Here is a 26,739-nt window from a genome sequence, read left to right on the forward strand (position 1 = left end):
TTGGGGTCTTAAATGAACAATTCGAACGTGGTTTACGATCTAATCTATGAGTAAAATTGTACCAAGTAAATATAGATAATCTCAATCCCTCTCCTATGAAATGGACATCTACCCTACCAGGAAATCTTAAAAAGTCTATTCTTGTTCTTATAAGTATTGTAACTATAACGTTATTAAATACGAAATCGTATGCGCAAGCTAAAACTTATGCAACCACGACTCCTTCAAGCGGACTAGTTGGATATTATTCACTTCTGGGTATTCCAACAGTTAACAATAACCCTGGCGCAGACGCGGGTGCAGTAGTCACTCCGGAGAATGTTGCGGATGCTAGTCTGACAAACTACGCGACTCTGACCGCTAACTACAATAGTATATTGGGTTTAGCTACAGGGGAAGGAGAAGCTTGGCTACAATTGAAATTTCCTTCCACCATCACTGCCGGCAAAACTTCTTACATCAGATTTGATCAACCAACAGGGGGAGGAGGTCTGAGTTTGGATTTAATAAATATCATTGGGGACTTAACGGGTTTACTAAAACAAAATCTTGTGCAGCTGGATGCCTATTCTGGAGCATCAGCAGGAAGTAACGGAACTGTAGTTCCGGCGAACAACGTAAGTACCATGGTTGTAAAAGATGCAGCTGGAAAAAATTACTTTGCGGTAACTTCTACACAAGCATATAATTCTGTACGTGTAAGACTTAGATTTAGAGGTAATCTTCTTGGTCTGGCATTAGGTGCTTCGGTTAATATGAATGTCTATGACGGCGTTACTGTTGCTGATCAAAATTGTGCTCCTTCTATATTTACAAACATTGGAGAGTTTTCAGGATTAAATGTTTCTTTAACTAGTTTGTTAATAAATCCAGAAAGAGCAATAGATGGGAATGCGGGTACCTTTTCTACACTACAGTCAGGATTAGTAGGGTTGGGCTCAGCCGTTTCTCAAACTATATATCTAAATGGTTTATCCGGAGCAAATGATTATGCCAAAGTTCTCTTGTCTAAACCTGGGAGTTTACTGAGTGTAGACTTGGCTAAAACAATTACTGTACAAGCATATAATGGTAATACTCCAGTTGGAACTCCTACTTCTTTGAGTAGTTTATTATCTCTTGATCTTCTCGGGTTATTATCGAACGCTACTCCAACACCTATATTCTTTAAACCAGGTGCCCCATTTGACCGTGTAAAAATAGGCATAAACAATGCCCTCGCTGTTGGTGGAAATATTCTTTCAGGGGGATTAAATATACATGAGGCATATCAAACAGTTGAGAAACCATTATTTGGTGGGCTAACCAATGGTGCTGCTAGTGTATGTGGTAATCAAGTTGCGCTTTCGGTAAACAATCCAAACGCAGGCTATACCTATAATTGGTATAGATCTACGACAGGAGCGACGGCTAAAGTTCTTTTATCTGGAGCAACTGGCCCAACCTACTCAGACAATAATCTTGCTGCTGGTGTTTATACATATTATTTATCAGCTCAAAAAGCTGGATGTGCAGGCGAGTCAGATTTAGATAGTGCAAAAATAACTGTTACAGCTGTTCCTAGTTTGCCAACTGTAGCAACAGTGGCTCCTATCTGTTCGGGTTTAACAGCAACCCTTAATATTAGTAGTCCGGTAGCAGGAGTTATATATAAATGGTATTCGGTAGCAACTGGAGGAACTGAGCTTGCCTCTGGGAACAGTTACACAACTGCGGCTTTAACAGCTAATGCTACCTATTATGTAGAAGCTGTTTCAGGTACTTGTATTAGTCCAACAAGAACTCAAGTATTAGTGACCGTTAGTCCGATTCCCGCTCTTGCTTCGATTACGACACCAAATGAAACCATCAGTTCCGGACAAACGGCTACCCTTCAAGCCACGACAGGTGCAGGAAATACCATTAAATGGTATGCTGCCCCAACCGGAGGTGTAGCACTAGCTACAGGAACAAGCTTTACCACTCCTGCATTGACAACTACCACTACCTATTATGTGGGGACAGAAAACGGATCAGGTTGCGTTAGTGCCAGCAGAGTTGCAGTCAAAGTTACTGTGATACCAATATCTGGTGGCCTGCCTTGTAATGCAGCAACCAGTCAACAAAGCGGTATAGATGGTATCTGTTTATTGTGCGGTGTTGAAAACGCCGGAGCTTCTACAGATGCGGACCTGACCAATTTTACCAGCATCCACCTTGCAGTGGGAGTAGGGGCCAGCGGTTATCAGAGATTGATCTTTGCCAATCCAGGATCGGCTACAGATAGCATCCGATTAGATCTTGCGACCCCGACAGGTCTTGCCGATGTAAGTTTACTTGGTGGTGCTACGGTGACTGTTTTAAATGGTAACAATGTAGTAAACACATATCCATTAAACTCTTCACTAGTAAAACTAAGCCTGTTAAGTGGCAACAGATTTAAAGCCACAGTTCCTGCAGGGGGTATCTACGATAGGGTAGAGATCCGCATTGGGGCATTGGTTTCCGCTTTAGATGATTTAGACATCTATGGTGCAACGGTAGTTTATCCAAATCCAACAATAGCGGCAACCGGACAGGCAATCTGTTCAGGTAGTACTGCTACATTAACTGCTGCTCCTAACGGCGGAACCACCTTGAAATGGTATGCTTCAGCAAGCAGCACAACAGCTCTGGCGACAGGTAATACCTTCACTACTCCTGCATTAACTGCTAATACTACTTATTATATAGAAGTAACAAAAGGAACTTGTTCAAATGTAGAGCGTGTGCCGGTTACAGTTACAGTAAACCCGGCTATCGTTTTTGCAACGACTACATTAAGCAATGCTACAGTAAATTCAATATATTCAAAACAGATCAATGCGGCAACAGGAGGCACTCCTGCATTTACTTATACACTTGCTTCAGGCAGCACACTTCCTGCAGGTCTGACTTTGTCAGCCAGCGGAGTGATCAGCGGTACACCAACAGCAGCAGGTGATTTCACCTTCTCTATTGTGGCTACCGACAGCAAAAGCTGCAATGCAACTGCGGCATATACGTTAAAGGTAACAGCTGCTTTAGCATTAGCTGATGCAACACTTCCAAACGGAATAGTGGGTACAGTTTATCCACCACAAACTCTTCCGGCTGCAACAGGCGGAACCGGTCCATATGTTTATACTGGAACTAACCTGCCTCCGGGATTAACTTTTAACCCTACTACACGTGTGATCTCAGGAACACCTACAGCACCAGGTACCTATACTGTTCCGGTAACAGTAACTGATGCAAACGGAAATACAGTAAGAAGAGATTACACCATTATTGTTAGAGATCCACTGGTATTGCCAACTGCTGTTTTAGCTGATGGTACCGTGGGTACATTATATCCAACACAAACTATCCCATCTGCAACAGGAGGTAAAGGACCTTATACTTATGCAGCAACAGGTCTTCCTCCGGGATTAACCTTTGATCCTTTAACCAATAAGATTGATGGTACACCAACTACTGTAGGAACATTTACTGTTCCGGTAACAGTAACCGATGCGGATGGTAAAACCGTAACCACTAACTATACCATTAAAGTCGGAAATCCTTTGGCGCTTGCACCAAAAGTACTTCCTGATGGTACAGTAGGGGTAGTTTATCCTGCTCAAACTATTCCTTCGGCAACCGGCGGAACAGGACCTTATACTTATACTGCAACCAACCTGCCTGCAGGCTTAAGCTTTGATGCGGCTACCCGCCAGATTACAGGCACTCCAACTGCTTCAGGAATAAGTAATGTAAGTGTAACAGCTAAGGATGCTACTGGTAAAACAGTAACACAAACTTATGCGATTAAGGTAAACGGGGTGCTGGTTCTTCCGGCAGCTACGTTGCCAAACGGCTTGGTAGGTACAGTATATGCAGCGCAAACTTTGCCTGCCGTAAGTGGTGGAACAGCACCATATACCTATGCCGCAACAGGTGTTCCAGCAGGATTAACCTTTGACCCAATAACACGTAAAATCAGCGGCACTCCAACATTGGGAGGAAGCTTTACTATAAAATTAACAGCTACAGACAATACCGGTATTTCAACCAGCACAGATTATGCATTACTGGTAAATGTTGGTGCTCCTGTAGTTGCAGGTGTTACCACTTGCAGTGGAACAACAGCAACCTTAACCGTAAGCAACACGCTTTCTGGTGTAACCTATAAATGGTATGCTGCAACCGGAAGTACTTCAATTGCTTCGGGCGCAAGCTTTACCACTCCGGCATTAACTGCCACTACTACTTATTATGTTGAAGCAATTTCAGGTACAGCAGTAAGCAGCCGTACAGCTGTTACAGTAACGATTAATCCTGCTCCCGCCTTAGCTTCGATCCTTACCGCTAATGAAAACATCAGCTCAGGACAAAGTGTTACACTTCGTGCGAGTGCTGAAGCAGGCAGCACCATTAAATGGTTTGCAGCAGCAACAGGTGGGGTAGCTTTATCAACAGGCCCTAACTACACTACTCCTGCATTAAACGCTACTACTACTTACTATGTAGGAACAGAAAGTGCTTCGGGCTGTGTGAGCACAACCAGGGTTCCGGTTACAGTTACAGTTACACCAATATCCGGTGGCCTGCCTTGTAACGCGGCAACCAGTCAACAAAGCGGCATTGATGGTATCTGTTTATTGTGCGGTGTTGAAAACGCCGGAGCTTCTACAGATGCGAACCTGACCAATTTTACCAGCATCCATCTTGCGGTAGGAGTAGGAGCCAGTGGTTATCAGCGCCTGATCTTTGGTAAAACAGGATCAGCTACAGATAGCATTCGTTTAGACCTTGGAATTCCAACTGGCCTGGCAGATGTAGGCGTATTGACTGGAACTACAGTTACTGTTCTAAACGGTACCACCGTTGTAAAATCTTACCCATTAAACTCATCATTATTAAACCTTGTACTGTTAAGTGGAAGCAGGGTTAATGTAACCGTCCCTGCGGGCGGTGTTTACGACCGTGTCGAAATTCGTTTCGGTGCAGTAATTTCCGCATTAACTACCTATAATGTTTATGGTGCAACTATCATTTACCCAGATCCAACAGTAGCGGCAACCGGACAAACAATCTGTTCAGGTAGTACTGCTACGTTAACTGCAACTGCAAATGGAGGAACTACCCTGAAATGGTATGCTTCAGCAAGCAGCACAACAGCTCTGGCTACAGGTAATACCTTTACTACGCCAGCATTAACTGCCAATACTACTTATTATATAGAGGTGAGCAAAGATGGTTGCGCAAACTTAAAACGTATTCCGGTTACCGTAACGGTAACAACAGCTCCAGCCACCCCAGTGGTAGCCGCCGTTACTCCGGTTTGTTCTGGATCAGCAGCTGTTCTTGCAGTTACTACGCCGGTAAGTGGTGTAACTTATAAATGGTATGCTGCAGCAACTGGTGGAGCATCATTATTTACAGGCTCCAGCTTTACTACTCCTGTATTAACTGCTTCAACTACTTATTATGTAGAAGCATCAGCAGGTAATTGTACCAGTGCAACACGTACTGCAGTTGCCGTAACGGTGAATGCTTTACCGGCTCTTGCAACAATTTCAACTAATAATTCAACAATCAGTGCAGGACAGACGGCAACATTAGCAGCAACTGCTCCTGCAGGCATAACAATTAAATGGTATAGTGCACCTACAGGTGGTGTAGCACTAGCTCAGGGAGCATCTTACACCACTCCACCACTATCTGCTACCACTACTTATTATGTGGAAACATCCAATGCTTCAGGTTGTACAAGTGCTACCAGAGTTCCTGTTACCGTAACGGTATTAGGTGGACCTGTTAATCCTAATTGTAATGCGGCAAACAGTCAGCAAAGTGGAATTGAAGGCATCTGTGTACTATGTACAATTCAGAATGCTGGTAATTCAGTTGATAACAACTTTACAAACTTCACTACGATCTCTCTTCCGGTAGGAGTTGGAGGCTCAGGATATCAACGTTTGATTTTTGCTGGCCCAGGCGTAGCTACTGATAGTATCCGTTTGGATCTGGAAACTCCAGGAGGTCTTGCAGATGTTACTTTATTGGGTGGCATCAAAGTAACGGTAATGAATGGTACATCTGTGGTTAAAACATATAACCTTCAGTCTTCACTACTTAAATTAACATTATTGAGTGGTAACCGCTTTGCCGCAACTTTACCTGCAGGAGGCGTTTACGATAGGGTAGAAGTAAGAGCCGAAGGCCTTGCTAATGTTTTAGTAAACCTTAATGTATATGGTGCTACAATTGTTTACCCTAACCCAACAGTTTCAGCTGCAGGTCAAACAATCTGCTCTGGAAGTGCCACTGTACTTTCTGCCGCTGCAAACGGTGGAACAACCTTAAGATGGTACAGTGCTGCTACTGCGGGAACTTTACTACATACAGGTGAAAACTTTACTACACCAGTATTAACAGCAACAACAACTTATTATATAGAAGTAAGTAAAGGTAGTTGTGCAAATGCCACGCGTGTTCCGGTTACTGTTAAAGTAACTACCGCGCCGGCTCTTCCAGCTGTAGCTGCCGTAGCTCCTGTTTGTTCAGGATCTTCAGCTGTAATTTCGGTAACCGCTCCGGTAGCTGGTACTGATTACAAATGGTACACAACGGCAACTGGAGGTACAGCTGTATTTACGGGATCAACATTTACTACTCCTGTATTAACTTCAGGTATTACCTATTATGTAGAGGCTGCAAATGGAAGTTGTGTAAGTGCAACTAGATTAGCGGTGCCGGTTACAGTAAATCCGCGTCCTGTACTACCGCAAATTTCTGCTTCTGCAACTACAGTGAACGTAGGTCAGACAGCTGTATTAACAGGAACGTCATCAGATGCAAATGTTACTTTCAACTGGTATACATCAGCTACTTCTACTACACCAGTATTTACTGGCCCAACTTATGTTACTCCTCCACTTACCGCAACAACTACATATTTCCTTGAGGCTAAAAATGCATCAGGTTGTACTTCTTCTGCTCGTGCACAGGTAACCATCATAGTAAACGGTGGCGGACCAAATCCTATTGCCTGTGAAGCACCAACAACTCAAGAAAATGGTGTTGATGGCGTTGCACTTCTTGCAGGAGTATTCAACCCACTGCTGGCAATCGACGACAACTCTAAAACCGGATCATCACTAGTAATGCCTGTCGGCTTACTTAACGCATCTGTTTATCAAAGAGTAGGCTTTACCACACTTTCAAATGTGGGTGATACGGTTCGTGTATCTATAAGTGCTCCAGGTAAGCTACTTTCAATAGGTTTACTGTCAAATATTATGATAGGTACCTACAGTGGTAATACAAGTAACGGTGATGCTGTTTCATTAAACAATCAACTTGTTCGTATTGAATTGCTAAGTGGAAACACAGAGGCTTTGGTAACTTTCGTGCCAACAAAAAGATTTAATAAAATTGAAGTTCGCTTAAACTCAGGCTTAGCCGGAGTGTTATCTACCGTAGATTTCAATTATGCACAACGTGTAGTCGTAGCACCAGTTGTTACCTCACAAAATGTAACAATCTGTGCAAATCAAACGGCTACTTTAGCAGTTCAAACTGCTCAACCGGGTATCACATATAAATGGTACAATGAAACTGGTGTTTATCAAGCCGGAAAAGATGGCGCCACCTTTACAACACCTGCATTAGCAGCTAACGCCAAATTCTATGTTGAAGCAGTTACTGCTTCGGGATGTACTAGCTATAGAACAGCGGTTAATGTAATTGTTACTCCGGCCCCAACAACACCGGTGTTGGTTAATTCAACTATTAACAGTTGCGTTGGAAATCAGGTTACCATTCAAGTAAGTAATCCACTTGTTGGCGTAACTTACAGATGGTACAATGGTAACGGTGTTTATCAAACTGGTAAGGACGGTGTGACATTTACTGCAACAGTAGGAGCCGCCCAGACTTCTTATTCAGTAGAAGCACAAACTTCATGTGGTACTTCAGCAAGAGCAACAGCTACTATTAATGTAGGTAGCTTAAACCCGCCTGTAATTACTCCAGCAGCTGTAACCATTAGTTCTGGTTCTCCTGCAGTGCTTGTTGCTACTTCAAGTACAGCTGGTGCCACCTTTAAATGGTACAGTGATGCTGCTTTAACAACATTAGTTCATACAGGCGCACAATACACAACAGGGCCACTAGATAATTTAACCAATGCACCAATCATTAAAACATTCTATGTAACAGTGGAATTAACAGGCGCATGTCCTGCTTCTGCTGCTGCAAGTGTTAATGTTACTATTCTTCCAAAAGCGGATCCACAAGCAGTTCCATGTCAGGGAGCAACAGTAGCAATCAAAGATGGCGTTGATGGAGTTGCTATATTAACAGCAGTATTCAACCCTGGATTTGCAGTGGACAACAACACAGAAAGCGGATCTTCTTTTGTGATGCCGGTAGGCGCCTTAGGTGCTTCCGTTTATCAACAAGTAGGTTTCACTGGTGGTCTCAGCAACCTAGGTGATACACTTAGATTACGTATCATCTCTCCGGGTAAATTACTTTCATTAGGTGTTTTACCTTCTATTGAAGTAAAAACCCTAAATAACGGAGTAAGCAATAACGATATGCTTCTTGTGAGCAACCCAATTGTGAATGTAGAGATCCTTAGCGGTAATGGCGAAGCAATCATTACTTACGTACCACAAAAACAATTTGATGGTGTAGAGTTAAGATTAAGATCTGGTTTAGCCGCTGTGTTAACCACGCTCGACTTTAACTATGCTCAACGTATCCTGGTAGCGCCAACAGTACAGAGTGCCACTGCCACAGCATGTACTGGTACTTCGGCAAATCTGTTTGTTAAAAACCCAGTATCTGGTCTTACTTACAAATGGTTCTTACGCAACGGGCAAAGCATTAATTACTTAACAGGAAAAGATGGTGTGAGTCTTGCAACCGACCCAACTCTTGCTGCTGGAACTTACGATTTCTATGTAGCAGCTGTTAATGATGTTATTGGTTGTTTAAGTGCTAAAACAAAAATAACAGTAACAATTCTTGCAGCACCAAGCGCTCCGGTAGCCGCAACAGGAAACCCAGCAAGTACTTGCCCTAACACTTCGGCAACATTAGCTGTGAATCCTGTAACAGGAGTTACTTTCAACTGGTACGATGCCCTAACAGGTGGAAATCTGTTGGCAAGCAATACCAATACTTATGCCACACCTGCAACTCTGGCGGTAGGAACTCATAATTTCTATGTAGAGGCAGTGAATGGAAATTCTTGTGCGAATACAACCCCACGCACTAAAATTACATTAACGATTAACCCTTCTGCAGTAGCAGCTGATATAAATGTTGCGGGAGCAACTGCACCATTCTGCGCAGGAACTTCAGCTAAATTAACAGCAAGCAGTACTACTGTAACTAATCCGGTATTTACCTGGTACAGTGATGCCGCATTAACTGATGTTGTATTCCAAGGCGATATATTCAATACTCCGCTTCTTACAGCCACAACAACTTATTATGTGTCAGTAACCGGAGCTAATAAATGTGCAAATACAGCTGCGGGTGCTAAAGTGGTTACCGTTACGGTAAATCCACCAGCAACAGCCGCTGATCTGAATGTAGCAGGAGCAGGCGCGCCATTCTGCGCGGGTGCTAGCGTTGAACTTACTGCAACTACTACTACTGTCACCAATCCGATATTTAACTGGTACAGCGATGCTGCATTAACTAAACTCGTATTTACAGGGGCTAAATTTACGATCCCTGCACTGGCAGCGACAACTACGTATTATGTAACCGTTAGCGGATCTAACAAGTGTGAGAACTTATCTTCAGGTGCAGAAATCGTAACCTTAACTGTAAACCCTCCTGCGATTGCATCTGATATCAGTGTTACTGGTAACGATGCGCCATTCTGCGCAGGAGCAATTGCCACCTTATCGGCAAGTAGTGCTACCGTATTATCACCGGTGTTCACATGGTATAGTGATGCAGCCTTAACAACAGTTGTATTCACAGGACCAATTTTCAAAACACCAATATTAACTGCAACTAAAACTTACTATGTGACAGTAAGGGGTAGCAATAAATGTGAAAATACAGCCGCCACTGCGAAAGCAGTAACAGTAGTGGTTAACCCTCCTGCAACAGCTGCCGATATCAATGTGGCAGGTGCAGATGTGCCATACTGTGCTGGTACAAAAGCGAAACTGATAGCAACTACGACTACAGTAACAGCTCCAATATTTAACTGGTATAGTGATGCAGCATTGACTAAGCTCGTATTTACAGGTGCAACATTTGATACTCCTGTGCTTACTGCAACTACTACATACTATGTAACAGTTAAAGGATCCAACAGATGTGAAAATACAGGAGCTACCGCAAAAACAGTAACTGTAACGGTTAATCCACCAGCATTGGCTACTGATATTAGTGTGTCTGGTGCAGATGCGCCATTCTGTTCAGGAAACATAGCCAGATTAGTAGCCAGCAGTACTACGGTTACCAATCCAATATTTACCTGGTACAGCAATGCTGCTTTAACTACAGTAGCCTTCACAGGTCCGGTATTTAATACCCCTGCTCTTACAGCAACTACTACTTATTATGTAACGGTTCGTGGTTCTAATAAGTGCGAGAATGCAACAGGAAATGCGAAAATCATCACCTTAACAGTGAATCCACCAGCAACAGCTGCGGATATAATAGTTAAAGGTGCCGACTCACCATTGTGTACAGGAACAACGGCTACTTTGGATGCCTCAAGCACTACAGTAACTAGTCCGGTATTTACCTGGTATACAGATGCAGCATTAACAAATGCGGTATTTACCGGTGCTAAATTCGTTACACCAATACTTACCGCTACAACTAAATATTATGTAACCGTAAGAGGAAGCAATAAATGTGAAAACTTAGCTGCAGGTGCAAAAGTGGTTACCGTAACGGTTAACCCGCCGGCGACAGCTGCTGACTTAAGTGTTGCAGGTAATACTGCTCCACTATGTGCAGGTTCAAAAGCAACCTTAACAGCAAGCACCACTACCGTAACCAGCCCTATATTTACCTGGTACAGTGATGCTGCGCTAACAACAGTTGCTTTCACGGGTCCGGTATTCCAAACGCCAGTTCTTACTGCTACAACCACTTACTACGTAACCGTAAGAGGAACTAACAAATGCGAAACAGCTGCCGCTAATGCAAAAGTGGTAACCGTAACGGTTAATCCACCAGCAACGGCTGCTGATATCAATCTAGCAGGTAACGATGCCGCATTCTGTGCAGGCACAAAAGCTACTTTGAAAGCAACTACTACTACAGTAACTAACCCGGTATTTACCTGGTACAGCGATGCTGCTTTAACGACGGTAGTCTTCACAGGCCCTACGTTCGAGACTCCAGTATTAACTGCAACCAAAACATACTATGTAACTGTTAGCGGAGATAATAAATGTGAAAATAGTGCAGCCTCGGCGAAAGCAGTAACGGTAGTGGTTAATCCACCATCATCTGCAGCAGATCTTAATGTAGCAGGAAATAATGCTGCATTCTGTGCCGGTACTACAGCAACATTAACTGCTTCAAGTACTACAGTAACTAATCCAGTATTTACCTGGTATAGTGACGCAGCATTAACTAATGCTGTGTTTACAGGAGCAGGGTTCACTACTCCTGTACTTACTGCAACAACTAATTATTATGTGACAGTTAGCGGAGATAATAGATGCGAAAACACAGCAGCAACAGCGAAAGTGGTAACATTGACAGTTAATCCACCCGCAACTGCTGCAGATGTTGCAGTAGCCGGAGCAGGGGCACCATTCTGTGCAGGTACTACGGCAAGATTAACTGCAACAAGCACTACAGTAACTAATCCAGTGTTTACCTGGTACAGCGATGCGGCATTAACTGATGCTGTGTTCACAGGTGCAGCGTTTACTACTCCGGCTCTTACCGCAACCACTACTTATTATGTAACAGTAAGAGGAAGTAACAGATGTGAGAACCTTGCCGCTAGTGCAAAAGTGGTTACTTTAACAGTTAATCCTTTACCAGAAACACCAGATGTGGCCAGTGCAGGAACAAGCATATGCAGTGGCGAATCAACTGTGTTAAAAGTAAATAATGCTGAGGCAGGAATCTTGTACCAATGGTACAGTGCGTCAGTAGGAGGAACATTATTATTTACTGGTGAACAATTCACCACCCCTACCTTAACCAGTAATACAGATTACTATGTATTGGCAGTAAGCGCTTCAGGTTGTGGAAACGCAACTGGCAGGGTTAAAGTAACAGTAACTGTTTCACCAAAACCACTAACACCAATTGTAGTTTCAGCAGTGCTAGATGCTTGTATAGGAACTCCGGCTGTATTGAGTGTTTCAAGCCCTCAAACTAATGGCGTAACCTACAAATGGTATACCACTGCAATAGGAGGAACAGCTGTTGGTACAGGCACAAGCTTTACTACGCCTGCAATAACAACAACTGCTACATATTATGTAGAAGCTTCAACAGCATCTTGTGTAAGTGCTGGTCGTACAGCAGTTAAAGTAAATGCTTCACCAATTCCTACAGCGCCAACTGCAATATCGGGAGCTGAAGGTCCATTGTGTTCAGGTACAACGGCTACACTAACTGTAACCAATCCTGATGCAGCACTTACATATAGTTGGTATACGGCTGCAACTGGAGGAACTTCAATTGCTCAGGGTGTTACATTTATTACGCCGGCATTAACAGCAACCACAACTTACTATGTAGAAAGTAGCAATGCAGCAGGGTGCTCAAGTACAACACGCACATCGGTTGTGGTAACTGTACTAGGTAAACTGGATGCACCAGTGGTTACGGTTAAAGAAAACAAAGCAACAGAAATAACATTCGAGTGGAATTCAATACCAGGAGCAACTGCTTACGAAGTATCATTAGATAACGGAGTAACATGGGTGGCACCTACAGGTGGAGCTACCGGAACTACTTATCTGGTTGCTGGTTTGAAACCTGATCAAAGTGTAACGATAAGAGTTAGGGCTAAAGGTCAGCTTGACTGTCAACTGAGTGATGCAACCAGCTTAACCGCTAAGAGCGATAATCCTTTAGGAAACACAGTTTTTGTCCCTAATACATTTACACCAAATAATGATGGTAAAAATGATATTCTGTACGTGTACGGAAATACCATTGCAAAAATGAAGTTGCGTGTGTACAATCAATGGGGACAATTTATTTACGAATCATTAAACATTCAAAATGGATGGGATGGAACGTATAAAGGTGATATACAACCGAACGGTGTATATGTATATTTCCTGGAAGCGGAATTTAATGACGGGACTAAAACCACTAAAAAAGGCACAATAACCCTATTAAGATAAAAGATGTTTCCAGTTAATATTAATCATTTACCTAAAAACTCGAAAAACAAATTTGTTATGAAGAAACTAATAAAAATAATAGCACTAGGAGCGTTTTTAAGTTTGGGAGCTGTAAGGGTGGTTGCACAGATTGATCCGCACTTCTCTCAATACTACGCCCACCCGCTATGGCTAAACCCAGCACTAACCGGGGTAACGGACGGTGAATACAGGGTTTCCTTGAATGCCAAACAACAGTGGGGAACTATTTCAAATTCATTTTTAACCGGGGGAGCGTCATTTGACATGGCCCCGGTTAAAAACTTAGCATTTGGTGCAATGGTTTTGAATCAGAATGCTGGAGATATTAGTTATAATCACCTAAGCGCAATGGTTTCAGGAGCTTATCGTATCCACTTCGGAAAGATCGGTTTAAACATGATAAACTTTGGTTTGCAAGCTGGGATTCTGAATAAAAGCTTTGATCCATCAAAGATTACCCTGGGCGCACAGTTCAACCCAATAACGGGTTACGATCCTAATTTTGGAATAAACGAATCTTTTGCATCATCTAACACGTTAGTGCCGGATGTGAATGCAGGATTTATGTATTTCGATGGAAATCCGGGACAAAGGGTTAACGTATTTGGAGGTGCAATGGCGGGGCATATTACCAGACCGGTCGACAAGTTTTTAGGGAATAGCGTTCGTATGCCAATTAGATACGCCGCTCATGGTGGTGCCAGAATTAAAATGTCAGAAGTTCTTGATATTACACCAAACGGGCTATACATGAAACAAGGTAATGCACGTGAAATAGCAATCGGTGCTTATGCACAGTTTATGCTTAATCAGGAATCGGATTTGCTTTTCGGGTCTAACTATAGGGTTGATGATGCTGCAATGGCTTTCTTTGGATTACACCTAAAAAATATGGTCTTTGGGGTAAGTTATGATTTTAACACTTCAAGTTTAAGTAGAGCTACGCGCAATCAGGGAGGGTTAGAGTTATCCATTTCATTTACCAGTAGAAAGGGAATTACAGGCCCTAACTTCTTTTGTCCAAGATTATAAACTAACGCGATATGAACCGAGCATGATTCATCATGCGAGCTCCATCTGACCACCTAAACATAAATAAATCATTTACAGATGAAACTGCTTAAAACATTACTGATCCTGTGCTTATTCACAACTGCTGCTAATGCGCAATTTGTAACCAATAGTAAGAGAGTAGCGGATGTCTATTTTCAAAATAAAGAGTATTACGCAGCTGCAGAATATTATAAAAGATCACTGCAACTATCCTCAGCAGATAGTGCTGGGTTTGTAGTGCCTTATGGTTTTGCAAATAAGATTAAACAAGATAATCCTAAAAAGGAAGATTACGAATACAGCGTATTTCAATTGGCTGAATCTTTAAGGAATTATAAAAACTTTACTGATGCAGAGAAATGGTATGCCTTGGCAAAGGATTTTAAGGATCCCAAATATGTACTCGCTACATTCTGGTATGCCGAATCACTGAGAGCTAATCAAAAATTTGAAGAAGCAATTACGGCTTTCAACGAATTTGCCGGCAAGTATAAACTTAATGATGCTTATGCCGCAAAAACAAAATCTGAAATAGCTTCTTGTCAGTTTGCATTATTTGAATTGCGCTACCCAAGGTTGTTTAAGTTAACCAAGCTTCAAAACGACATTAATCAAAAAGGATCGAACTATACACCAGTTATAAAAGACAGTAAATTTTACTTTACATCTTCCAGACCGGTCGGTGATCCAGGCAAGAAGGAAATCTTAACTGATCAGAATAATGCTAAGGTGTCAAAAAAAGAAACCCAGTATTTGAATGCTGTATACGAAACTCCCGGGAATCCTTTAACAGGCGGTATTACCATTAAAAAAGTAGCGTTAAACAGTTTAAACAAAGAATCAGCAGCTCCGGCTTTTCATCCAAACGGAAAGGCAATTTATATTACCAGCTGGACAGCTCAGGGAGACAAAAAGGTCTATCAGCTAACCTCGTCGGATAAAGGATGGGGCGATCCTGTTGAACTAGGAAGCCAAGTAAATGTTAAGGGATTTAATGCCATCCAGCCTTTTGTTACTCAAGATGGCAAGTACTTGATCTTCTCGTCTAACAGACCTGGTGGACAAGGTAAATATGATTTATGGTATTGCCCTTTAAGAGCTGATGGATCATTAGGGCAAGCGATAAATTTAGGGAATAAGGTGAACTCTCCTGAAGATGATCAGGCTCCATACTATAATGCTCAAACCAATAAATTACTTTTTAGCAGTAATGGCAGAATAGGAATGGGTGGATTTGATTTTTATGAAAGTGACGGTGATTTCACGAATTGGTCAGAGCCTCGCAATGTTGGTTATCCATTTAACTCATCAAAAGACGATATATATTATACTCCTTCTGATAATTCTGACACCGAAGGTTATATTAGTTCAGATCGTGAATCTCTTTGTTGTCTCGAGGTTTTTAACGTAAAACGTGAATACCTTACCGTCAAAGGTGTCGTTTACGATTGCGATACAAAACAGCCTCTACAAGATGCCACCATTATACTTGTTGATTCGCTGCAAACACTTAAAACCACTACAAATCAAGCAGGAGAATACACCTTCAAAGTAAATTCTAATCGTAAGCTAAAGCTAACAGCAGAAAAAGATAAATACTTCTCCAAGATTTTAAATTTCGGTTATGATGATTTAGCAAAAAAAGACACCTTATTTAGTCCTGATATCTGTTTAACTCCTTATGAAATTGACAAGCCTATAGTACTTAAGGATGTTCTGTATGAGTTTGATAAAGCAACGCTGACCGAAGATTCAAAAGGTAAGCTGGATCATTTATTTTCAATAATGGAGGATAACCCTAAAATTGAAATCGAGCTAAGCGCACATACAGATAGCAAGGGCTCAGATGCTTATAATATGGATCTGTCAGTGAGAAGAGCGAAATCTTGTGTAGACTATTTGGTTTCCAAAGGAATACCTATTTCAAGAATGACAAGTAGAGGCTATGGTGAAACAAAACCAGTAGCTCCTAATGAACTACCTAATGGTAAGGACAACCCTGAGGGACGTGCCCTTAATAGGCGAACTGAATTTAAGGTTACAAAGAAATAAAATACTCATACCCGTCTCTTGTCAGGCCTTCAGAATTTTAATTTTGAAGGCCTCTTTTTTATTACAAGCTTGTCTATAAACATCGGGAAAATGATTCCAATTTGGGGAAAGTTTACCCCTGGTTACTTCTCCTGGGTTGTAGCTTTTGTCATACATAATCCTGCTTCGTTGTTTTCATTGTGAATCATAAATCTTAAACAAACCCCCTTCTATTAATAATGGGGGGGACATTTATTCGTCGTGAGCCATAAAAAAGCAATTTTTTAAAGCATAATATCAAATCAGGTATGGTAATTGCCATGTAACAGATGTGTTAGCTGCTATGCAATGCCTTGATTGCAAGCGCTATGGGATAAGATAAAGTTTAATTGTTTTGCGAATTGTAAGTATGATTGGAATCAATGTAATTTCACCAAATGAATACCCTTGCCTGGAAAATTTAGAGCAATATAAAATTTTGCATACTAAGCCGGAGCCAGTGTTTGACAAACTAGTAGCGATATCAGCAAAGATGTCGAATGTCCCTTTGGCAATGATCAATTTTGTAGACAACTATAAAGTATGGGGTATGTCAGAGCAATCGGCATCTGCTGATATAGACACTGATCAAACTAACAATATATGCTCAATTGCAATACAGAAGGATAGCCTTGTGAAATTTGAAACCATCACAAAAAATCCCGGTTTAATTTTAAATCCAATGATGCTTGGTGAACTCGGATTACAATTTTTTGCTTCAGCAGTTATCACTACTAAGGAGGGGCTTAATGTAGGGACAGTTTGTATTGTAGACAGTCAATATAGAGACTTTAATTCAACTGAACAGAAAAAATTGGATTGGATTGCCTCCATGGTAACCGCCGAAATGGACAAGCGAATAGCAGTCCATGCAGTAGCTTAAGTCTTCTATTACAGCCCAGAAAAGATAATTATTTAAAACCTGGGTAGACAGTTGGTTGGTTTCATGTAAGAATATATAGATTCCCTAAATTGTATTTACATGATTGAGGAAAAACGCTGTTTATGGTATAAAAAGATAAGACAGCTTAAACCGTGATGCCTTCTTTTCTTAAGATGTAGTTGTAAATGCCCTCAATAGGTTTTTGATATATCTTGCCAACTTTTACCTGGTTCTCAATACAAACCGCTCTCAGAATATCCTGATAGTAAAATGCAATAGAGCCTACAAAGTGAGTATCAAGGCTTTTGTAATTAGGGTAATCCTTAATGTTAGAATCTACAAATTCCTGGAAACCCTCACGTAAAATATTGATGATAAAAGGATGGTCAGGATGAGAAGCCATAAAACGACTTATCGAGGCCAGGTAGATATTCGGTGCCGGTTTTTGATAAAGATTGGTAATAACAGATTCCTTGTCAATTTGATAAGTGTCAGCAAATTCAACAGCAAGTTCAGCAGGCATCTGATGGTACAGGTAGCTTGTAATTAGTTTGCGACCAAAGTACGTGCCCGAACCTTCATCCCCAAGAGCATAGCCCAGACCATGTGCCCCATTATGAACCTCTTTACCATCGTAATAAGAAATATTAGATCCGGTACCCAAAATACAAGTCAATCCTTTTTTGTCACCACAAGTTGCATATGCCGAACCAATCAAATCATGTTCAACAGAAACGTAAGCCTTGGTAAAGAAAGAAGAAATCCCATTGGAGATTACTTCAATTTTATCAGGTGACGAGCAGCCTGCGCCAAAGAAATAGATTTCTTTAACCTTATCAGCGTAAGGGGCAATTTCTTTCTTCTTTGAAAACAATTTGAAAATATCATGTGCATTTAAGAAATAAGGGTTTATTCCTTGAGTGCTAAAGTTGATTTTTTCATTGGGGCTGTAACCCATCCAATCGGTCTTAGAAGAACCACTGTCTGCTACTAGAATCATGCGATAAAAATACTAATCTTATTGGATATTTAAAGTGCCACTTATCTCTTTTAAACTTATTTCTGCAAGTTTTGCCTGATATTGAGCATCTAAAAATCTGGTGACTGCATTTATAGCGTTTCTTTGGGCCTCTCTAAGTTCCAGAGGGGCAATACTTCCAAGCCTGTACTTTGCTAAAGTGATGTCTAGATTTTGCTTGGCAATGTCAACATTTTTAGTCTCAACCTTTAACAAATCCAAGCTCGTTTTATAATTCTCGAAAGCAGTTAGCAGCTGGGCGCTAATGGTTTGCTTGGTTTTCTCAAGCTCCACTTCCGATGAATTAATCTGCACCTTAGCATTCCTTTCATTCTGCCGCTGTAAAAAACCATTAAAGATATTCATGCTTGCCGTTAAGCCATAAGAGATGCCCTGGCCTCTAAATTTCTGGTTAAATCCTGTCGGATTAGCACTTCTTGAAAATGCATAACCACCATTTACACCAACCACCGGATACCGCTGGCCCTTCACTTCCTTTAAACTAAGTTCAGCCACCTTTTTATTAATAAAAGCATTCTGTAGATCAGGATTTAACTGTAACGTTTGCTCCTGTAGCAACGTATAATTCAGTTTGTAATCAATGTCCATATCCTCTTCCGCAGTAAACTTAGTATCAATAGCTCTGGCCATAACCCGATTAAGGGTAATCATTGATGTTTGTAACAGGTTTTTTTGCTGTAAATAAGCAGACGTATCCGTGTTGTAGTCAACCTGAGCGGCTAAAACATCAAGTTTAGAACCCTTACCAAGCTGCAGTTTGTTATCAGCAATGGTCAGCCTAAATCTCGAAATATCCAATGCACTATCATTAGCAACGACGAGCTGTTGCTGTTTTACCACTGCATAATATGAATTAATTACATCAGCAATTGTAGTTAATATGGTGGCTTTTGCGTTTACCTCGCCCTGTTTTTGCAATTCCTTTAACTTATCATAAGTGGCAAACATCTTAAATCCGTCAAAAATAGTCCAATCCAGCGCAACACCATAGTTCATACTAGTGTTCCTTACCCCATCGGCAACTCTTTCGGCACCGGTAGAGGTTGTCTGCACAGTGTTTTGTCTACTCCCGTCAGTTGCAAAATTCCCTGTAACCCCAGGCAAAAACCCGGCGTTGCCAATATTGGTATTGTTTTTTGCAATCTGCAAATCATTGTTAACCAGTTTTATATCGTAATTATTTTGCAAAGCGATGGTAATTGCCTGTTGAAGCGTTAGTTTCTCCTGAGCCGATGCATTTTGTACAAAGGCTGCAAGAAGTATGATCAAAATAAAGTTAAGCTTTTTCATGTTTCTCTTTGTAAATGGCCACTTATACATTTTCCGTTTTCAACGCAGCGATTAAAGACTCTTTTAGTTCCGAATTTTCCTTGTGCTCTTTAGACCAGAACGAATAAATAGCGGGGATAACAAACAGCGTAAGAATCAGCGCGAATATAGTACCACCAACAATCACAATACCCATACCCATCCTGCTTTTTGCAGCTGCACCTAATGCCATTGCAATAGGAAGCGCACCAATGGCAATGGCTAAACTGGTCATCAAAATAGGTCTTAACCTCGATACAGAAGCCTCTCTAATTGCATCATGAACACTCTTGCCCTTTTCTTTAAGCTGATTAGCAAATTCAACAATCAAAATGCCGTTCTTAGTTACCAATCCGATCAGCATAATGGTGCCAATCTGGCTAAAAATATTCCAGCTTTGGCCAAATAACCACAGGGATAAAAATGCCCCGGCTACAGCCATCGGTACCGTTAATATAATGATAATAGGATCTTTAAAACTTTCGAACTGAGCCGCAAGGATCAGGTAAACCAGTAATAATGCAAGGCCAAAGGCGAAAGAAGTATTAGATGAGCTCTCTCTAAAATCCCTCGACTCACCACCTAAATCTGTAGAAAAGGTTTCATCCAGTACTTTAGCCGATATCCTGTCCATTGCATCCAAACCATCGCCAATACTTTTACCAGGTGCCAAACCTGCCGAAACGGTTGCTGCGGTAAAGCGGTTGTTACGGAATAGCTGCGGCGGACTACTCTCTTCTTTACTCGAAACCAGGTTGTCAATCTGAATCAACTCACCTTTATCGTTTCGCACATATACAGAGCTAAGATCAAGCGGATCTTTCCTGTCACCAACCTCAAACTGACCAATAACCTGGTACTGCTTTCCGTTCATAAAGAAGTAAGAAAAACGCTGACCGCTTAAGCCCAGTTGCAAAGCAGAACCAATATCTGCAACAGAAACCCCCAGGTTTTTAGCCTTAGCCCTGTCAATAGTTAAGTCAATTTCGGGCTTATTAAATTTCAGGTTCACATCAGAAGTAGTAAAAGTAGGGTCCTTAGCCACCTCATCCATAAACAGAGGCACTTTTTCTCTTAGCTTTTCAAAATTCTGCGCCTGTATAATATAATTGATAGGCAAGCCGCCTCTACGACCAACCGAAATAGTAGGCTGTTGTGTTACAACCACTTTTCCTTCAGTGTATTTCCTGGTAATTTTTGTCAAAGCATTGGTAATATCAGCTTGCGAACGTTGCCTTTCTCCCGGGTCAGTTAAGCCCATTCTTACAAATCCACTATTTGTAGATGCCGAACCACCAAAACCCGGCGAGGTAACCGTAATGGCCACTTTCTTTTCCGGTACAGAATCCTGAACCATTTGCGCGACCTTACCAACAAAGTCATCCGTATAGGCAAAAGAAGAGCCTTCAGGCAAGCTCAGGTTCATGTTAATTGCACTTCTGTCGTCATAAGGAGCCGTTTCTTTAGGTAATATCTTCCAAAACAAAACAATAAGGCCTAAACAAACCAAAATAATAGGCAAAGCAAGCCACCTTCTATCCAAAAACTTGTTTAGTTTTTCTTCGTACCAATCATTCATGGCCACAAAGTATGGCTCGGTCATGTCGTAGAATTTGGATTTTTTGTGCCCGCTTTTTTTCATCAGGTAAGCATTTAGCATCGGTGTTAGTGTAAGCGATACAAATGCCGATATGAGCACTGCGGCGCCAATTACCACCCCAAACTCCCTAAACAGCCGGCCTACAAAGCCCTGCAAAAATATAACCGGTAAAAACACTGCAGCCAGAGTTACTGAAATTGAAATAACGGCAAAAAAGATCTCATTAGAACCTTTAATTGCGGCTTCAAAAGGCGAGTAGCCCTCTTCCACTTTTTTAAAGATGTTTTCTGTTACCACAATACCATCATCAACCACCAAACCCGTGGCCAATACAATTGCCAGCAGCGACAATACATTTATAGAAAACCCAAAAATGTACATGATAAAAAACGTAAAGACCAGCGATACGGGAATATCTATCAGCGGCCTCATTGCAATTGCCCAATCCCTAAAGAATAGGTAAATGATCAGAATAACCAGAATCAGCGACAGGATAATCGTCTCGGCAACCTCAGTAACCGAGCTTTGGATAAACCGGGTAGTATCCAGTGAAACATTAAGTTTTATATCCTGTGGTATATCTTTTTGAAGCTGTTCAAACCGCTTGTAAAACTCTTTGGAAATATCGAGGTAATTAGCCCCCGGCTGGGGAACCAAGCCAACAGCAACCATTGGCTTTCCCGACTCCCTTAGAACTGTTTCTTCGTTTTCAGAACCCAGAACCGCATAGCCAACATCTTTTAACTGAACCACGTTGTCCGAATCATTTTTCAGGATCAGGTCATTAAATTCTTCTTCGTTGGTCAGCTTGCCTAGGGTTTTTATAATGAGCTCCGTACTTGCACCCGTAATTTTGCCAGAGGGCAACTCTACGTTTTCCCTGTCTAAAGCAGTAACGATATCCTGCGAGGTTAAGCCGTAAGCGGCCAGTTTATTCGGGTCGATGCGAATACGCATGGCATATTTTCTCTGGCCCATTATCTGTATACTACTCACCCCGGTTATGGTCTGCAATCTATCGGAAATTACGTTTTCCGCATAATCACTTAGCTGCGTCACATTACGCTTGTCGCTCTGAATGGTCATCGTAATTACCGCATCCGAGTTGGCATCGGCCTTACTTACAACCGGATTACCATCAATATCTTTAGGTAAACTCCTTGCAGCCTGCGATACCTTATCACGCACATCATTGGCCGCATCATCTATATTTTTATCCAGGTTAAACTCTATGGTAATATTGCTACTGCCCTGATTACTTGAGGAAGAAATATTCCTGATCCCATCAATACCGTTAATAGATTTTTCAAGCGGTTCAGTGATCTGCGATTCAATAATATCAGAGTTGGCACCCGGATAAGAAGTCCGCACAGAAACCACCGTAGGGTCAATATTCGGGAATTCCCTAACTCCTAAAAAGTTATAGCCGATAACTCCAAACAAAAGAATCATCAGGTTCATTACAATGGCCAAAACGGGCCTTTTTATACTCGTGGTCGAAATACTCATCCTGCCGCTCTTAGTTTTTAGTAACTGTTACATGTACCGGTGTCCCTGTTTTAAGAGCCATGGCACCTGTGGTTAAAACTGTATCACCAACTTTTAGTCCCGAAGTAATCACGATGGCTTTTGCCGTACGGGTACCTGCCTCAACAGAAACCTGCTGCGCCTGTCCGCCCTTACTTACAAACACCGTCTTCCCGTCAAGCACCGGAATTATAGCCTCGTTAGGAATTAAAATAGCATCGTTTAAAGTGGTAAGTGCTAATTTAATCCTTGCAAAAGCACCAGGCAGCAACTCGTTATTCGGGTTAGGCGCCAATGCTTTAATCTGTAATGTTCTTGTTTGCGAATTTATTCCCGGTTCAATAGCAAATACCTTCCCGGTGTAAGATTTTGCAGATCCATCTGTTCTAAACGAGATCTCTGAGTGTAATTTGATCTGGCCTACATATTTTTCAGGAACCGCGAAGTTTATTTTAATCGGGTCTATGCTAAGCAGGTTTGCAATAACACTGGCAGGGGTAATATACTCGCCAACCGAAATAGAGCGCAACCCAATTTTACCGCTAAAAGGGGCATATATAGATGTTTTAGCCAATTGTGCACGGATCAATTGCGTTTGCGACTTAAGTGATTGCAGATCGGCAAGCGAGGTATCATACTCTTCCTGACTAATTGCTCCCTTTTGCAAAAGCTGCTTTGCACGGGCTTCGTTAGTAGCAGATAATCGTTCTTTGGTAAGCGCGTCTTGTAGCTGTGCCTGTATATCTCTGTCGTTAATTTTTACCAGCAATGTCCCTTTACTTACGTTGGTGCCTTCCTTAAAATTAATTCCGGTAACCAGGCCAGATACCTCACTTTTTAACGTTACAGCCTCGTTGGCTTCAATAGCCCCTGTTATTTCAAGATCGTTGTTAAAAGCAGCAGTGTTTACCACAACGCCATTTACATTCATTGTTGGTGCGCCGCCTTTGGCACCTTTGCCTCCGCCTTTGCCGCCACCTGAATTTTCGATCGCCTTATTGGCCGAAATCCTGTAATAGATAAAATAAAGAAACCCTAAAACAATTAGGGCATAAACGATATACTTGAGCTTCATATTGGCTGTGTTGACTTTGTTAGCGTACAAAAATATTCAAATATGGTGCCCCACAACCCTTGTATTAAGGATGTTACAGCCCCATTAACGTAATATTTTACTTACGAGCATATTAAACGGTACATAAAATATACACTATTTTAAGCACTTTTATCTAAGTTTGGCACAGTAAAAAACAACTAACTTATATAATAAAGAATTTTTGATGAAAACATCATTGGCAGGATTAATCGTATTACTATCAATAAGTATGACAGCTAAGTCGCAGGTAAAGATTGGGTTCGAGGTAAATTTCATTGAACCACAGGCACATTACGTTGAAATGGAAATGAACATTTCAGGATTAACTAAGGATTATGTTGACGTTAAAATGCCTGTATGGGCGCCGGGATCTTACTTGGTTCGTGAATTTGCAAAAAATGTGGAAGGCTTTTCGGCCACAGCAAACGATAAACCTGTTAAGTTTGAGAAAGTAACAAAAAATGCCTGGAGAGTGTACTCCGCAAAAGCAAAAAACATCAAAATCAAGTATCGTGTGTATGCTTTTGAAATATCTGTGCGTACCTCTTTTGTCGATGAAAGTCATGCTTTTTTATCTAGCACCGGAATATTTATGTATCCTGATGGCATGTTAAGCCTACCAAGCACGGTTAAAGTAAACCCTTTTAAAGGTTGGGAAAAGGTCTCAACAGGCTTGGAACCTGTAAGTGGAAAACCGTTTACTTATACAGCATCGAACTTCGATATTTTGTTTGATAGCCCTATTGAAGTAGGTAATCAGGATGTTTTTGAATTTACTGCGTCTGGTGTTAAACACGAGGTGGCTATGTATGGCGGTGGGAACTATGATAAGGACAAATTAAAGATAGACATGGCTAAGGTTGTTGAACAGGGAACGGCTATTTATGGCGAAAATCCAAACAAACATTATACTTTTATTGTGCACAACCGCTCTGTTGGAGGTGGTGGTCTGGAGCATTTAAACTCTACCGTACTTGGTGCATCCAGAGATAAATATGCGGATGCAAAAGGCTATAAAGATTTTTTAAATCTTGTTGCGCACGAGTATTATCACCTTTGGAATGTAAAACGCTTACGTCCTGTAGCCTTAGGTCCGTTTGATTACGACAATGAAAACTATACCACAAACCTTTGGGTTGCCGAAGGTTTTACCTCGTATTACGAGAATAAACTAACGCACCGTGCTGGCTTTTTTACTGTTGATGAAACGGCACAGGCGCTTGCAACTGCTATTGCTAATGTGGTAAACACACCGGGTGCTAAAGTGCAGTCGGCCGCCGAAGCGAGTTATGATGCATGGATTAAAGCCTACCGTCCTAATGAAAACTCTAACAACGCCACCATTTCTTATTACAGCAAAGGCGAGGTTGTAGGCATGCTTATGGACATCGAAATTGCTCATGCTACAAAAGGAGCCAAGAGTTTGGACGATGTAATGAAAGCCATGTATCATGAGTATTATAAAAAACTGGGCAGAGGTTATACGGATGCTGAATTTAAGGCTATGGTAGAGAAAGTGAGTGGCATCAGCTTTACTGACTTCTGGGCTAAATATGTAAATGGAACGGATGCTATTGAATACAGAAAATACTTTGGCTATGCGGGTATTAGTGTTGTAGACGAAAATGAAGGTAAAAGTATTCCGTATTTAGGTGTGGCGTCTAAAAAAGTAGAGGGTGACATTATTGTATCGGCTGTTTCGCGCAATTCTTCTGCCTGGGATGGTGGCTTAAACGTGAATGATCAGGTAGTCACTGTTGATGGTGTGCCTGTTGAAGTTGCCATCGAGAAAATGCCGGTTGTTGCCAGTAAAAATGTTGGCGATGTGATTACTGTAACGATTAGAAGAGATGGTTTGGTAAGGGATATTAAACTTACTTTAAAGGCTAATCCGAATGTTAAATTGGTAACATCGCTTAATGCAGATGCTACTGATGCTGAAAAGGCTGTTAGAACTCGATGGCTTTCGGGCAAATAACCTATTCCTTCAGCATGACGATCGCTTTAACTGGGCATTTAACGTAAAAGCACATAAACAGCAAGGGCTGCGAATTCATATTCGCAGCCCTTGCTGTTTTTCAATAGGGAAGATGTGTAGTTTTATCTAGAACGCATAACGTAATGAAATACCGAAACGTGCCGCGGTAAATTCTGTTCCTTGATTAAGGGTAAACATTGGGCGCCAGTCAAATGCAAAATCAATTGGTGCATTTGGGATTTTAAAATCTAAACCAGCAGTAGGTCTAAGTTGAACTGCAGTTGAATGTTTTCCAAACAAGAAATTCGGACCAACACCCAAGTACCAGTCTAATCCTCTTGCGCCTGCAATTGGAGCTTGGTATTGAAATTCAGCACCTAAACCAACAACGTTTCCGTCAAAAAAGATAAGGTTAGCGTCAACTGCACCATTTCTAGAGAAGAAGTGTTTTACGTTAAAACCAACGCCGGTTGAACCGTCGCCAGCATCAATACGCATACCTAGTGCAGTTTTATAACTTTGAGCATTAGCCACATTTGATGTTAATGCTAGCAATGCTGTACAACAAAATAGAGTAAAGATTAATTTTTTCATAATGTCTGTTTTTAACTTTTTATTAGATGAAAGCATGATAGCAACTATTGTGCCACGGCATGACATTCAAATTATAAATACTGGTTTTCAGCGAGGTAGTTCTGTGAAAAAGGGAAATTGCCCGTATTATATTGAGATATAAGTGTAAAACTGATGACATTGCTATACGATAACTGTAACCTATTCCATTTTGACCTGCCTGATGTATTTGGCTCAGG

Annotated in this window: 10 protein-coding genes; 5 read left to right on the plus strand and 5 right to left on the minus strand. The window is 41.5% G+C overall.

Annotation, left to right across the window (positions count from 1 at the left end; translation table 11 throughout):
• Positions 1-95 precede the first annotated feature (95 nt).
• The 4 genes from AC6CH7_RS15530 to AC6CH7_RS15545 all read left to right on the plus strand — a co-directional run bounded on the left by AC6CH7_RS15530 (position 96) and on the right by AC6CH7_RS15545 (position 17,379).
• Complete coding sequence (locus tag AC6CH7_RS15530; RefSeq protein WP_498263621.1) at positions 96-13,352, plus strand: Ig-like domain-containing protein; 13,257 nt, start codon at positions 96-98, stop codon at positions 13,350-13,352.
• Positions 13,353-13,409: 57 nt separating this feature from the next.
• Positions 13,410-14,405 carry a PorP/SprF family type IX secretion system membrane protein gene (locus AC6CH7_RS15535; RefSeq protein WP_498263622.1) on the plus strand — a complete coding sequence of 332 codons (996 nt, stop codon included), beginning with the start codon at positions 13,410-13,412 and terminating at the stop codon, positions 14,403-14,405.
• Positions 14,406-14,483: 78 nt separating this feature from the next.
• Positions 14,484-16,478 carry an OmpA family protein gene (locus AC6CH7_RS15540; RefSeq protein ID WP_498263623.1) on the plus strand — a complete coding sequence of 665 codons (1,995 nt, stop codon included), beginning with the start codon at positions 14,484-14,486 and terminating at the stop codon, positions 16,476-16,478.
• Between the two features lie 388 nt (positions 16,479-16,866).
• Positions 16,867-17,379: a GAF domain-containing protein gene (locus AC6CH7_RS15545; RefSeq protein WP_498263624.1), complete on the plus strand. Its 513-nt coding sequence runs from the start codon at positions 16,867-16,869 to the stop codon at positions 17,377-17,379.
• A 145-nt stretch (positions 17,380-17,524) separates the two neighbouring features.
• Here AC6CH7_RS15545 and AC6CH7_RS15550 read toward each other — a convergent pair whose 3' ends face one another.
• From AC6CH7_RS15550 to AC6CH7_RS15565, 4 genes are read right to left on the minus strand one after another with little or no spacing between them, the layout of a single operon-like run.
• Complete coding sequence (locus AC6CH7_RS15550) at positions 17,525-18,379, minus strand: N-acetylglucosamine kinase (RefSeq protein WP_498263625.1); 855 nt, start codon at positions 18,377-18,379, stop codon at positions 17,525-17,527.
• 18 nt (positions 18,380-18,397) lie between these two features.
• Positions 18,398-19,708 (minus strand): TolC family protein, encoded by a 1,311-nt coding sequence (locus tag AC6CH7_RS15555; RefSeq protein WP_498263626.1) that lies wholly within the window; start codon positions 19,706-19,708, stop codon positions 18,398-18,400.
• 22 nt (positions 19,709-19,730) lie between these two features.
• Complete coding sequence (locus AC6CH7_RS15560) at positions 19,731-22,835, minus strand: efflux RND transporter permease subunit (RefSeq protein WP_498263627.1); 3,105 nt, start codon at positions 22,833-22,835, stop codon at positions 19,731-19,733.
• Between the two features lie 10 nt (positions 22,836-22,845).
• Positions 22,846-23,928, minus strand: a complete 1,083-nt coding sequence (locus tag AC6CH7_RS15565) for an efflux RND transporter periplasmic adaptor subunit (RefSeq protein WP_498263628.1) — start codon at positions 23,926-23,928, stop codon at positions 22,846-22,848.
• Between the two features lie 205 nt (positions 23,929-24,133).
• Here AC6CH7_RS15565 and AC6CH7_RS15570 point away from each other — a divergent pair, with 205 nt between their 5' ends.
• Positions 24,134-25,927, plus strand: coding sequence for a M61 family metallopeptidase (locus AC6CH7_RS15570; protein WP_498263629.1), 1,794 nt, complete (start codon positions 24,134-24,136; stop codon positions 25,925-25,927).
• Positions 25,928-26,053: 126 nt separating this feature from the next.
• On the opposite strand, the gene AC6CH7_RS15575 is transcribed toward AC6CH7_RS15570, so the two are convergent.
• Positions 26,054-26,521: a hypothetical protein gene (locus AC6CH7_RS15575; RefSeq protein ID WP_099439747.1), complete on the minus strand. Its 468-nt coding sequence runs from the start codon at positions 26,519-26,521 to the stop codon at positions 26,054-26,056.
• Positions 26,522-26,739: the final 218 nt, after the last annotated feature.

This window comes from Pedobacter sp. GQ55, assembly GCF_059758925.1.